This is a genomic window from Pristimantibacillus sp. PTI5, assembly GCF_048572955.1.
Taxonomy (GTDB): domain Bacteria; phylum Bacillota; class Bacilli; order Paenibacillales; family Paenibacillaceae; genus Pristimantibacillus.
On sequence record NZ_CP183886.1, the window covers coordinates 6,881,051 to 6,892,218 of the forward strand.

10 protein-coding genes and 1 riboswitch are annotated in these 11,168 nt (G+C 44.9%); of the genes, 2 read left to right on the forward strand and 8 right to left on the reverse strand.

Features of this window, described 5'->3' with window-relative positions; genetic code table 11:
* Positions 1-18: 18 nt before the first annotated feature.
* The 4 genes from ACN6MW_RS30600 to ACN6MW_RS30615 all read right to left on the reverse strand — a co-directional run bounded on the left by ACN6MW_RS30600 (position 19) and on the right by ACN6MW_RS30615 (position 5,329).
* Positions 19-1,668: a diguanylate cyclase gene (locus ACN6MW_RS30600; protein WP_419873490.1), complete on the reverse strand. Its 1,650-nt coding sequence runs from the start codon at positions 1,666-1,668 to the stop codon at positions 19-21.
* An 18-nt stretch (positions 1,669-1,686) separates the two neighbouring features.
* Positions 1,687-4,527 carry an ATP-binding protein gene (locus ACN6MW_RS30605; protein ID WP_419873491.1) on the reverse strand — a complete coding sequence of 947 codons (2,841 nt, stop codon included), beginning with the start codon at positions 4,525-4,527 and terminating at the stop codon, positions 1,687-1,689.
* On the reverse strand, positions 4,520-4,885 hold the full coding sequence (locus ACN6MW_RS30610; protein WP_419873492.1) for a response regulator transcription factor: 366 nt from the start codon (positions 4,883-4,885) through the stop codon (positions 4,520-4,522). Before ACN6MW_RS30610 ends, ACN6MW_RS30605 begins: the two co-directional genes overlap by 8 nt.
* 177 nt (positions 4,886-5,062) lie before the next feature.
* Entirely contained in the window at positions 5,063-5,329 is a 267-nt protein-coding gene (locus ACN6MW_RS30615) for a CD3324 family protein (RefSeq protein WP_419873493.1), read from the reverse strand.
* 606 nt (positions 5,330-5,935) lie between these two features.
* Here ACN6MW_RS30615 and ACN6MW_RS30620 point away from each other — a divergent pair.
* Positions 5,936-6,445 (forward strand): C40 family peptidase, encoded by a 510-nt coding sequence (locus tag ACN6MW_RS30620; RefSeq protein ID WP_419873494.1) that lies wholly within the window; start codon positions 5,936-5,938, stop codon positions 6,443-6,445.
* Positions 6,446-6,550: 105 nt separating this feature from the next.
* Here the strand turns inward: ACN6MW_RS30620 and ACN6MW_RS30625 are convergent, their stop codons facing one another.
* Both ACN6MW_RS30625 and ACN6MW_RS30630 read right to left on the reverse strand, forming a co-directional pair.
* A complete protein-coding gene (locus tag ACN6MW_RS30625; RefSeq protein ID WP_419873495.1) occupies positions 6,551-7,330 on the reverse strand; it encodes a Cof-type HAD-IIB family hydrolase in 780 nt (259 codons plus the stop codon).
* A gap of 121 nt (positions 7,331-7,451) precedes the next feature.
* The gene (locus ACN6MW_RS30630; protein WP_419873496.1) at positions 7,452-8,189 is read right to left on the reverse strand and encodes an RNA polymerase sigma factor; all 738 of its coding nucleotides are present in this window, start codon (positions 8,187-8,189) and stop codon (positions 7,452-7,454) included.
* 179 nt (positions 8,190-8,368) lie between these two features.
* On the opposite strand from ACN6MW_RS30630, the gene clpP reads away from it, so the two are divergent.
* On the forward strand, positions 8,369-8,956 hold the full coding sequence (gene clpP, locus ACN6MW_RS30635; protein ID WP_419873497.1) for an ATP-dependent Clp endopeptidase proteolytic subunit ClpP: 588 nt from the start codon (positions 8,369-8,371) through the stop codon (positions 8,954-8,956).
* On the opposite strand, the gene ACN6MW_RS30640 is transcribed toward clpP, so the two are convergent.
* Together ACN6MW_RS30640 and ACN6MW_RS30645 are read right to left on the reverse strand one after the other, a co-directional pair.
* Positions 8,937-9,842: an NAD(P)/FAD-dependent oxidoreductase gene (locus ACN6MW_RS30640; protein WP_419873498.1), complete on the reverse strand. Its 906-nt coding sequence runs from the start codon at positions 9,840-9,842 to the stop codon at positions 8,937-8,939. The two genes, clpP and ACN6MW_RS30640, sit on opposite strands and share 20 nt — an antisense overlap.
* A gap of 97 nt (positions 9,843-9,939) precedes the next feature.
* Positions 9,940-10,896: an EamA family transporter gene (locus ACN6MW_RS30645; RefSeq protein WP_419873499.1), complete on the reverse strand. Its 957-nt coding sequence runs from the start codon at positions 10,894-10,896 to the stop codon at positions 9,940-9,942.
* An 80-nt stretch (positions 10,897-10,976) separates the two neighbouring features.
* Positions 10,977-11,088: riboswitch (purine riboswitch) on the reverse strand.
* Between the last annotated feature and the right edge of the window lie 80 nt (positions 11,089-11,168).

The following is an 11,168-nucleotide window of genomic DNA, read 5'->3' on the forward strand; positions in this document are numbered from 1 at the left end:
TTGGGGCGCGATTCTTTTTTAATCGTTCAGTATTCTGCTGGCAAGGCGTTCGATCCGAAGAACCAGCTCCTGCATGTGGAAAGGTTTGACGACATAATCATCGGCGCCGATCTGCAAAGCGTGCACGATATCCTCCGTATTATTGCGGGCAGTCAACATGATAATTAGCAGCTGCTGCTCAGGATAACGCTCGCGAAGCCGGCGCAGTACCTCTAATCCATCCAAATCAGGCATTGAACCATCTAGCAAAATAATGTACTTTGCGCTCTCGTTGTACCAATCGGAAGTCAAGAAGGACTTTCCATCCGCAAACCCCAGCGCGTTAACCTTCGCATGATTCGTCGGTTTCCAATTAAAGAAACGGTTGATCAGAATGTCTCGGATTAACGGATCATCATCGACGACGATTAGATTTAAAACCATTTCATTTTTTCTCTCCAGCATTTCCGCTGAATACATGACCGTTTGATTCCTGCCTGCCCGTTTTGCGCAATAAAGGGCTTGGTCAGCCTCGTCAACCAGCTTCTCGGCTTGTCCGGTTTTCCCAGTGATTTGGGCAATGCCCGATGAAAATGTGACCTGGAATGCCGCATCCTTCACCGGAAATTTAATGGCGTTAAATGTATGCCTGAGCTGTTCGATAAGGCCGGCTGCCTGCACGCTGTCCATATGCGGAAGAATCAATGCGAACTCCTCTCCCCCGTACCGGCAAAGAATGCCTTTGGATTGCACCACATCTTGTGCGGTAGATACGAAGGCTTGCAGGACTTCATCGCCTTTGAGATGTCCGTGATTATCGTTCACATGCTTGAAATAATCCAAATCGAGGATAACAAGCGAGAATTTGTGTTCAGAACGTTTAAAATCATCCATTTGCTGCCGCATCATACGGTTAAAATGCTTACGATTATAAGCGCCAGTCAGCTCGTCAACGATGATTGAGCGATCCCAATCCTTCTTCATTGCAAATCGATTCTCGATCAGCGCAGTTAAGAGCTCCACTTCAAGCGGCTTCGCGAGAAAATCCATAGCACCGGAACGATAAGCATTTACTTGGTTTTCAATCGAGAAATTTCCGCTGACCATAATAATTGGAATATGCTCCAGCTTTGCTTTTTCCACAATATGTTGAAGCACATACATTCCGCTTTGATCAGGCAATATGAAATCTAAGAGAATAAGGCTGGGCTTCCACTCGTAAAAAATTTTCAAGCCCCGTTCCGCGGTTAAAGCGATCGATACGGGATAGTCGTGTTTCTCTAAAATTTCTTTAACATAAGTGACAAATTCCACATCATCGTCAATGACGAGAACACGTTTTTGGGTTCGAAAGTTTTCATCGAAGGAATGGGCTTGATTCAGGCTGCAAGCATCAAACTCCGACCCTCCTACTCGTTGTTCTGCTGGCGGGAACATGTCCGCCAACGGTAAAACATGCTCCGACCAATTCGAATGCTGAAGCGCTTTATCGCTTTTTTCGGAGAACAACAGCTCTTTAGCTTCAGAAAATTTCTCGACTTCAGCCAGCCCAATCGTACCGCTCGTGCCCTTTAAATTGTGGAAAAACCGATGAATATCTTGTTCCGCCACAGCATCTTGATTTGACCAATCCTCTATCGTCTGTATGATTCTTTGGTGAATGAGCTTTTTATACTTTTCCGTTTTCATTGCAATGATCTCCCTCAATTAACGCAGCATGCGCGTTATAGCTGCACTTAGTCTGCCGGGTAAATAAGGCTTCACCAGAAACTCCTGTATTCCCCACTGCGCGGCTTTCTCCTTTTCTTCGAATGCGCTGGAGATGACAATTGGCTTATTCATTAACAGGTCTGTTTTTTTAATTTTGCTAATGATATCCCAGCCAGTAATGCCTGATTCAAGCATAAGATCGAGAACCACGATATCCGGATTCAGTCTTTCAATCGCAGCAATGGCTAGACCGCCCTCTTTAAACAAATGAATCCGATAACCGCTTGCATGCAGTTCCTCGCATAGGAGAGTGGCTAAATTATGGTCATTCTCGACGAGCATAACCTGAATTGAAGCTTCCGAGTGCGTACTGTCCTTTGCTTCGTCGTTATAAATACGAATAGGCAGCTCAGCAATTGGCAAAGCAACGATAAAGGTAGTCCCGCTGCCAAATTCCGAATAGACATCTATTTTGCCTTCATGCTTAGTGATAATTTCTTTAACGATGGCTAAACCTAAGCCCGTGCCTCCGATTTCTCTGCGGTCCGAATTATCGACCCGATAAAATTTATTGAACAGGTTCGTCATCGCGTCCTTGGGAATGCCCAATCCTTCATCTTCAACGCGAATTAGCAATTGCCCATTGTTAATGCCGCTAATTATCCGGATTTCTCCTCCGTTAGGGGAGTATTTCACAGCATTGCTCAGCAAATTGATGAGGACCTGATGCATCTTGTCACGGTCTGCTAACACGATGGCATCCGGGGCTTCGTTTGTCCAGATAAGCCGGTGGCTGCTGGTTGATAGCTGCTGGGTTTCGACAGCTTCAGTAATTAATGGCGTTAAAGACATTAACTTCATATCATAAACCTGTTTGCCGGATTCCATTCGCTGCAAATCAAGAAAATCATTAATTAACGACGTTAATCTTTTGGCTTCCTGGTAGATCGTCGTTATATATTTCCGTTGGCGTTCAGGTTTCAGCTCACGGTGAAGGAGCAGCTCCGCGAATCCAAGCACGCTGGCAAGCGGCGTCCTCAGTTCGTGGCTTACGGTACTTACGAACTCTGACTTCATTCTGTCTACTTCGTATTCCTTCGTAATGTCCCGATGGACGAGCAGCAAACCGAATTTTTGACCGTTACGGTAAAGAGGCTCGCAGTAGATCTGAATAAATCTTCGTTCAGGCTCCAAAATTTCATAATTCATGCTGCGTTTACCTTGATAATGTCCGTGCTGGATAAGCTCCTCCATAAATTGAATGAGGCGGTCCGCTTCACCGACAGCCGCACGGATCTGTGCTTGAAACCGTTTGAACGGCAGGCTTGTCCAAGTTTCATCCGGTTTGAAAAAAGGCAGCAGTTCTGACATTTTCCGGTTTATTTGCATCGTCGTTCCATCCAGATCAAGTAATTGTATGCCTTCTTGAATGGTGTTTAGCATGTCGCTGGTCATTAACCGCTGCTTCTCGGATAACTCATAAAGATGCAGCTTGTCAAAAGCTAACGAGACCTGCGTCATCAAACCTACGATCTCGTCTTCCTCTTGTTTGGAGATACTTCGGTTCACCTTAGTGATCACTAAACAAGCTACCATATCTTCTCTGGCGTTTAAGATCGGCAAAATAAGATCGGTTGCCTGCATAGCCTTATCATGGTAGCCTCGTTCGCCGATCGAACCCTCTCTTACAATGCTGTAAGCCTTCTTGGTTTGCAATGCGCGTAAAACAATGCCGTCATTCATATGTTCGATAAAATCCTTCGCAGACATATCGGAAATGCCGACGGAAGCATAATCATATTCCCTGTTCAACATGACGATTAACCCTTTATCGCAATCCGTCAGCTCGACAATATTGCTGACAATGCTCTGCAGCAGTTCCTGCTGGTCGAGGGTGTTAGAGAGTGATTGAACAAACCGATTGCGCTTCTCCAAGTAATTCTCGTTCTGCTCCATGATTACGACCGCATTTTGCAACTCATCCTGTTGGGCCTGAAGCTCATCCTGCTGCGCCAGAAGCTCTTCATTCTGGGCATGCAGCTCTTCTTCCTTGCTCTGAATTTGCCTCATCATCGTTTGGAATGTGCGGGCCAACTCGCCCAGCTCATCCTCTCTGTCCTTCAATTCAATCTCAGCATGCCCGCCGTTCGTGTATCGCTTTGCATAATTCGTTAATACCATTAGAGGCACTCCGATAGCAGTGGCAAACTTTCTCGTAATAATTGAAGATAAAATGAGGATGAATAGGATATAGCCGATGAATAACAAGGCTTGCGCAGAAAGCTGATTTATCAATTGCTTGTTTTTTTGGTCGGCAATCAATTGCACTTGGTTTTCAAAATCGCGTGAGTAGCTGATCAGCTTATTAACGGGATTATCTTCTCCTGCAGATACCAGCACACGGAGCGAAGCGTAATCTTCAGCCTTTGAGAACGCGATGGCTTTCGGAAAGACGACGCCAAAGTAGTCTGTAAAAAATGATTCGATATTTTGCATAACCTCTTTTTCGGAGTCGCTGAGCGTCATCACTTTAATTTCAGCTAATGCTTGGTTTAACAATTCCTTCTCGGCAATTACCTTTTGATATTCATAATCCGACAAAAATACATAATAACCGCGGGCACGTAATATAATTTCGGTGGAATGATCGGCAATCTGCGCGACGAGCTCTTGTTTTTCCCTCAACTCGGTTGTTTCAGCCTCATAGTTTTTCAATATCAATACCGTACTTACGAATACGAGTACGGCCCCGATAAGAATGAAGCTTAAAGCAATCGTCATCATCGCTACCAATTGCCGGGTTATTCTTTTTTTGAAATAGAGGCGAAGCTTAGCCACGAAGCATCTCCTCTACTTTTGCAATAAGCTCCAACGGGCTGAAGGGTTTGGACATGAAGCCGTCTGCTCCGGCGTTCAATACTTTTTCTTGTTCGGATTGCTGGCTTTTAGCCGACAACATCAAGATCTTAGCTTGCTGGCGGTTATCCAATAAACCAGTTTTTTCAATAACTTCGATCCCAGTCATTTTAGGCATCATATAATCCAAAATAATTAAATCGAATTTCGTTTCTGTTATCTTTTGCAGCGCTTCTTCCCCGTCGGCCGCTTCTTCGAGCATATATCCTTCGTCTTCGAGTGTATCCATAATGAGCATTCGTAGTATGGGTTCATCTTCCGCAATTAATAATGACTTCAATGCTTATGCCTCCATCGATGATCTTTGAAATATTATTCTGCAAATTTCGCCAAAATCCAACATTCCTATTTCATTCGACATTCGACAAAAAATTCCTTTTTGCCTATTGCGATTTCTAGTGAAATAAACAAAAAAAAGCAGATGCGTGAAGCATTCTGCTTTCTTTTCATGGCTATCTTATCTTGATTTGACGATAATCTTCCGAATACTTTCACCGGACAAATGATATTTTCGCTCTAGATCTGCAACAGACCATCCATTCGAATAATAGCTGTAAATCTCTTTATTTCGTTCAGCCAGCAGCTTCCGGGTTCCGCTTACCTCTCCCCAGTGCGCACGCTTCTCCGCTAATTTAGGTACATAAATCAGATCGCCTTGAATGTATTTTTGCAGCTCCAGCAATAAACTAGGGGGAAGCACATCTCTCCCATTTTTGTAGTTCACTATAAACGTCCTCCTCGAATAAGCTCATCGTTTTAAGATTATTCCTTAACGTATTCAGCAACATTTTTTACTTCCTCCCTTCGATTTTTGGTAAAGCCAACGACACTTTGAAAGCAAAAAAAACCATGGATGCTCCCTCACTCCATAGAAGCTTCAATCATGCTGTACTCTGTCATTATATTGTAAGCCTTTTCAGTTGACAAGAAATGTTTAACAAAATTTCCATTAATCCGAATGACGATGAGGATTAATCATAAAAGGAGACCTTTCGGTCTCCTTCATTTGAGTGATCTCCGTTAAACGGAGATCACCTCCAGGTTGTTAATCAATTCGATCAGCTCCTTTCCTCATCATTCGTCGGCCCGACTTCATCAGTATAAACCCTCTGAGACAGCACGTTAAAGTTAAAAAACGGCTATAAGAAATCTTTACCACAAACCTATTGTCAAGATGAAAAAATGAGTTTTTTATCATCACTTTCTAATAAATATCATTTTTCCCTACGCCCGCAAAGGTTTGGTTTCTCATAGGTAAGTAATGGATTTTTTATCTATGTTATTGTATTCCTAGCCGCAACACTATCAACACAATTCAAGGAGGGTCATCATGATAAACACACAGAAAAACCGTATGCGCAAGATCATTGCAGGTGTTGGTATCAGCTTGTCCATTGCTATTTCCGCAGGTACCGTTTCCATGCCGCAACCCGTAAACGCTGCTACAACTTCCACTGCTTTAAAAGCGAGCAGAATCATTGCCACCGGCAAAAAATATATTGGGGTTCCTTATAGATTTGGCGCAAGATCGGGCATCACAAGCGCTTTTGACTGTTCATCCTTTACGCAATACGTTTACAAGAGAAACGGAATCAGCCTTCCAAGATCATCAAGAGATCAAGCAAAAGCCGGTAAATACGTATCCAGAAAAAACCTTAGAGCCGGGGATTTAATTTTCTCCGATACGAACCGCGATGGCAAAATCAATCACGTGAGCATCTATATCGGCAACGGCAGACTCCTTCACACTTATAAAGTAGGCCTTGGCGTTACGATTTCGAAATTTTCCGGAAGCGCATGGGACAGGACTTACGTTACAGCACGACGTGTGATTAGATAATCAATAACCTATCATATAAAAGAAATGAAGAGACTGATCTCCTGCAGAGGTCAGTCTCTTCTTCTATTAGGATCCTATCAGCAACTCGTAATCGTTGCGCTTCATTTATTCTTTTAGCAAACCCAGCATCCTTAAGCCATACATAATCCCGTCATCCGTTACATCCTTGGTGACATAACGTGCAGCCTGCTTCACTTCGTCAGAGGCGTTCCCCATCGCAACGCTGTGACAAACGTATTGCAGCATTTCCAAATCATTGATCCCGTCACCAAAGGCGTAGACTTCCTCGCTCCTAACCCCTGCTCTTTCAATTAGCGCCTGAATCCCTTTTGCTTTAGAGCCTCCCGGAGGAAGTATATCGCTCCCGAACATATGCCAACGTATAAAACCGAGCTCTGAAAAATTTTCTTTATAGCAGCTCTCGTCTTCTTCTTTGCAATATAGCAAACACTGGTAAATTTCTTTCCCCATGTAATATTCGGGATCCATTGGCGGCAGTCTCATTCTTAAAGCTTCATTCGCATCTTCCTCGTAAGCCGTTTGATGCGTGCTCGACCGCATTCCTTCCGGCGTCATATAAACCAATGGATGCTTGTTTTTTAATGTGATTTCAGCAAGCTCAGCAAGCCTCCCAGGATCAAGCGGATGACTGTAAACGACCTCCCCCTTGTATACCGCGTAAGAACCGTTAAAACTGACATAGGACTCAATGTTTAATTCTTCGGAAACGGGCTTGAGCATAAAAGGCCCTCTGCCTGTCGCAATTACGAGCTCATGGCCTGCCTCTTGGAGCTGCTTGACGGCTAGCCGCGTAGAAGGCGGGATCTTTTTCTCGTGATCGACAAGGGTGCCGTCAATATCAAAAAATATTAGTTTCTTAGTCATTGTTCTTTGCCTCAGTCCTTCTTGCCTTTTGCTTTATTATAGCTTATTGCAGTGAAATCAGTGTGCTTTCGGTCAAAAAAAGCTAATGCCTATCAGCATTAGCTTTATCTGTATTAATCACCTATGCAGCAGCCATCTGCATGGACGTCTTGCTATTATTTCGCATGTCCCAAACTCGGCTGCTCGCTTTTAACTTGGCGTTTTGGGCGATTCCTATTACTGCGGTCGCTTCCAAAATATCTCTTTGAGCCAGCTCAATGAGCAGCGCGACATCTCCGAGCTGGTAAGCAATCGCCATAGCGCTTAAGAAGCTTTTCATATCCTCGTTATCCGGAGGAAGCATGGCTTCGGGCTCGAGGTCGCGTCTAACCGCGCACAAGGCCTCCCGCGCCCGATGAAGCGCGGCTTTGATCGCTCCGCTAGATGTCTGGAGAAGCTCTGCTGTCTCCGCTGCAGAGTATTCGAAAACATCGCGAAGAAGGAACACCGTTCGCTGAAGCGGCGATAGATGCTGGATGAGCCCATACATAACAGCCTCATGATCCAAACTGCTCGTATCCGATACAGCATCCAAATGCGTGAGTTGCTGATGAATCAGGCGAAAGTGGTTTTTTCTGCGCATTTGATCGATCCATGTATTTTTGGCTATACGCAACATAAACGCCTCAGGGTTTTTATGCGATGTGTATACAGCCGCCCGCATACATTTTAACCATGTGTCCTGTACAAGATCTTCGGCTTCCCATTTCGATTTCGTTAGCGACATGCAATAGCGATATAAAACGGCATAAAGCCGTTCGATTTGTTGTTCTGAAGGATACCGTTCGTTACTTCGCTTGGTTTTGATGATTTGCATCATTATGCCTCCTCTTCGTTCTCCTGCCCACCACAAGATTAAGGGACCTATCCTTATTATTGTAAACGAATGAGGATTGAAAAAGGATACGCATTTTTCCCATGCGATTGTTCGTATCTTTTGAAGCCTGTGGTTCGTTTACCGTTTTGAAAGCCAAAAACATCATTCAGGAGGCAGATAAAATGAACAGCTATGTACCTTATGTCGTCGAACAATCAAGCCGGGGGGAAAGATCATACGATATTTATTCCAGACTGCTGCGGGACCGCATCGTATTTCTAGGCTCCGCGATTGACGATAACGTCGCAAACAGTATCATTGCGCAGCTATTGTTTTTGGCCGCAGAAGACCCTGATAAAGAAATTTCCATGTACATCAACAGTCCCGGAGGCTCGACCTCGGCCGGGTTTGCGATTCTGGATACCATGCAATTCGTGAAGCCCCCTGTGCATACGATTTGTACCGGTTTAGCTGCTTCCTTCGCAGCCATCCTTCTGCTTGCGGGAGAAAAAGGACATCGAACCGCGCTGCCAAACAGCGAGATTATGATCCATCAGCCCCACGGCGGGGTACAAGGGCAAGCCAGCGATATCGCAATTAGTGCTGCGCGCATTTTGAAAATCCGTTCAAAATTAAATCAGATCAGCGCTGAAAAAACAGGCCAGCCTTTAGAAAAAATCGAAAAGGATATGGACCGGGATTATTATATGTCATCGGAGGAGGCTTTGGAATATGGAATCATCGATAAGATCATCCTTTCGATGTCGTGATTAAGCTTTTATGAATCCAAATCGCAGCTTGGCTGCCGTCCCCCATTGCGATGGTAACCATTTCCGAGTGTCCGGCCACATCCCCAGCCGCCCATACATGCTTCACGCTGGTAAGCTTTGTGCGCGGGTCGATCTGAATATGTTTATTTTCCATAAGCTCGACGCCAAGCTGCCGGGCTAGCTCCGAGCGCACTTCATTGCCTCCGAAAGCGATAAAGCAGCGGGAGCGATTGATAACCGTACCATCGTCCAATACGATGCCCTTGAATTGTTCTTCTTCAAGAATAACCTCCTGAACCATCTGTTCGATACAGGGGATGCCATGTTCTTCAAGTTGTACGCGAAGCTCGTCGTCAACCAGTGTTCGCTCATGATTCACATAAATGAGCTCCGAGGTCCAATGGGTTAGCGTCAGCGCCATTCTTGCGCCTGCATTTCCTGCACCGAGCACAATAGTCGGCTTACCGGATACCTCATACCCATCGCAATCCGGGCATACAAAAACACTATTCCCCATGCAGGGAATAAGCATGCGGAAATTTGAAAGGCGATCCTTTACACCCGTAGCAAGCAGCAGCCTTTTTCCGCGAAAGGACTGATTATCGGATGTTGTTAATTTCCAAGCTTCTCCGTCGCGTTCCGCATGTATTACTTTTGCCTGAATAAAAGCGGTGCCGAGCCGCTTGGCTTGGGATTTACCCGAAGCAAGCAGCTCGGCACCGCTGATTCCATCAGGAAAGCCGATCAAATTATGATAATTCTTACATATGGAGGATCTGCCTTCGCCAGCATCAATAACGGCAACATGATGACGATAGCGCCCTAGTTGTATGGCTGCCTGTAAGCCTGCAAAGCCCCCGCCAACGATCACACAGTCATAAAGCATTCGTTTCCTCCTTGCTTAGTAAGCCTGCAAAATTAAGTGCATATGATTTTATTATCCATGATCAGGTTTCCTATTATTCATAAAAGATTACAAATGGTTAGGCAGAGATGCCTGTGCCATTTCTTACACTCATTTTTTTCCGTTTAAGCAGCTCAGGCAGAGCAATTCCTATTAGAACAATAATGACTCCCATCCATTGCAGCGCACTTACATGCTCATTCAGTACGAACGAAGAAAGCAGGACGGCTACAGGAAGCTCCGAAGCGCCAAGGATGCCGGCCATCCCTTCTCCGATATGAGGTACGCCGACCGCGAATAATACAGGCGGAATAAATGCGCCGAACATACCCAGCAAGAAGCCGTAAAGCATCAAATCTCCCCAGATGAGGCCGTTAAACAAAAACGTTGGCGGGAATAAGATGAATACCAGAATCAACCCGCCTGTTATCATCCAAACGCTGCGGTAAGCTGGATGCACGGACGGTACTGCTTTGCCGCTGAACAAGATAAACAAAGAATAGCTTACGGCGGATAGAAGACCCAAAACGACGCCCATTACATTAAATTTCCCTGCGCCCTGCTCAATGATTCCAGCAGCAAGCATAGTCCCGCCAAACAATATAGCAATCGTAAAAAACATAATGCCGTTTGGACGTTTCCGCTGGCTCAGCGATTGAATGAGTACGCCGATCCAAGTAAATTGGAACAACAGAATAATGGCAAGTGATGCCGGAATATAACGCAGGGATTGATAATATAGCAAGCCTGTAATTGCAGTTGGCGTCCCTGCCGCCATCAGCAGCAGGCGCTGCTTCCAAGTCAGGCTTACGAAGCCGGTGACTGTCTTCTTGCTTCCATCAGAAGCTGTTCCCTTACTGCGCTTCTCGCGCCATTTCATTACAAACGCCAGTCCCCATGCAAGTATAAAACCGGTGAGCAGCTGGCTTCCGACAACCTCCCCTAAGTTATAGCCGCTGCCGTAAGCCAGAACGACAATGGTAGACAAAATGCCGTAGCTTGCGGCACCCAAAAAAACCGATAGTATATATTTCACTTTGATATGAACCCCTTTCTTATTTGCAAGATAAAGCTGCTTAAACACAAAAAATCCTAACGACGAATATAAGATCATTGCAAAAATGATCGCATACTCGTAGTTAGGAAGTTAAGGCTTCCCGTAGAAACCCTCACCCTGTTCATGCCTTAAAAGCCGTGAGGTTATACGAATGATTTAGTTGTCAGCAAGCTTCTTCAGCACATTGAATGTTACATGAGAAGTAAGATACTGTCAATCGTTTTTAGATGGAAAATAAAAAGCGGCATGTT

Bases quoted from the DNA above. Each gene is read 5' to 3' on its own strand.
- ACN6MW_RS30620 (WP_419873494.1), top strand. From the start codon at position 5,936: ATGATAAACACACAGAAAAACCGTATGCGCAAGATCATTGCAGGTGTT.
- ACN6MW_RS30630 (WP_419873496.1), bottom strand. From the start codon at position 8,189: ATGATGCAAATCATCAAAACCAAGCGAAGTAACGAACGGTATCCTTCA.
- ACN6MW_RS30640 (WP_419873498.1), bottom strand. From the start codon at position 9,842: ATGCTTTATGACTGTGTGATCGTTGGCGGGGGCTTTGCAGGCTTACAG.
- ACN6MW_RS30625 (WP_419873495.1), bottom strand. From the start codon at position 7,330: ATGACTAAGAAACTAATATTTTTTGATATTGACGGCACCCTTGTCGAT.
- ACN6MW_RS30600 (WP_419873490.1), bottom strand. From the start codon at position 1,668: ATGAAAACGGAAAAGTATAAAAAGCTCATTCACCAAAGAATCATACAG.
- clpP (WP_419873497.1), top strand. From the start codon at position 8,369: ATGAACAGCTATGTACCTTATGTCGTCGAACAATCAAGCCGGGGGGAA.